Here is a 1,158-nt window from a genome sequence, read left to right as displayed (position 1 = left end):
CTTCAGCTCTGCAACCTGGCCAAGTCTAACGGTTGGTTTTGTAACCGTTATTAAACTGCCGGGATAGGCAATACTGATACAAGGCATATTGGGCTCCAGTATCGATGACCAACCCATTTTAGCGAAGGGCCATTTACCCTTTTCGGTAATCACGATCATAGCTGCATCGATGGAATGAATAACCCCTAAACCTTTCGCTTTAAACGCACGGCCATCTGGAAAAGTAACCAGATACAAGGCATTTGGCGTAACAGCATGGGCAGCGGTGAGGATATGTCCGTCGGCATCTACTACCACGCCGCTAAAATACCCGCCGACTTTCCGGTTAGCTGAATCGACGTTGGCAATCTGAACGGACGCAGCGTAAGCCTTTTGGATGCCTGATTTAACTTCGCCCTCCAATTGCCCGATATTGAAATTATTATTTTGCGCAAAGGCTGGCCTGATCGAATACAGGCATATTAAAAATATAATTAACTTCTTCATTTTATTTACTTATTTCAGCGAGCAACAATTTTTTCAATGCCGGATTATTTGGAAGCGGGGCTTCAGTGGTCACTACATTTCCCTGGCGATCAAAAATCAGGTAACGCGGCATTACTTTAATTTTATAGTCTTTAGCCAATACATTATTCGCTCCGCCGACAAATAATTGAATTCCCCCCATCTTTCTTTCCTTAATTAACTTTAACCAGGTAGCTTTTCCTTTTGGGCCATCCTGTGCAACACCGATAAAAACAATATCTTTTTGATCATGAAGTTCTGCTTCTAATTTATTCAGGGCTGGAACCAGGGCTAAACAAGGTCCACAAAAGGTTGCCCAAACATCAATTAAAACTACTTTTCCTTTAAAATCGCTCAGCGAAACCATCTTTCCATCTTGATCAGGAAAGCTAAAATTGGCAGCTTTCCGACCAGGCGTAGCATTATACAGTTTAGTTCCCAAGGCATCGACTTTGGTTTTTAAACTTGGGTAATGAAAGTATTTCCCATACTTATTTACCATTTCCTCGAATTGCGCGTAGGTTTTAACCTTAGTACTCTTCAGATTAAAAATATAAGTCCCTTTTTGACGGTCGGTAGAAAGAAAATCAGTACCATCTTCGGTTTTATTTACACCCGCTGCGTAATCGGCATATAAGCTGATCAATGCTTTAC

General features: G+C 41.6%; 2 protein-coding genes. Both read right to left on the bottom strand.

Annotation, left to right across the window (positions count from 1 at the left end; all coding sequences use genetic code 11):
* A partial coding sequence (locus AC1DND_RS28240) for a trypsin-like peptidase domain-containing protein (protein WP_477586211.1) occupies positions 1-486 on the bottom strand: 486 nt, incomplete at its 3' end.
* Between the two features lies 1 nt (position 487).
* On the bottom strand, positions 488-1,158 hold a 671-nt coding region (locus tag AC1DND_RS28235; RefSeq protein ID WP_477586209.1), incomplete at its 5' end, for a TlpA family protein disulfide reductase.

The organism is Pedobacter sp. 01N416 (assembly GCF_056399685.1).
The sequence above is the reverse complement of the archived record's forward strand: the minus strand, read 5'-3'. Positions and strand labels throughout refer to the sequence as shown.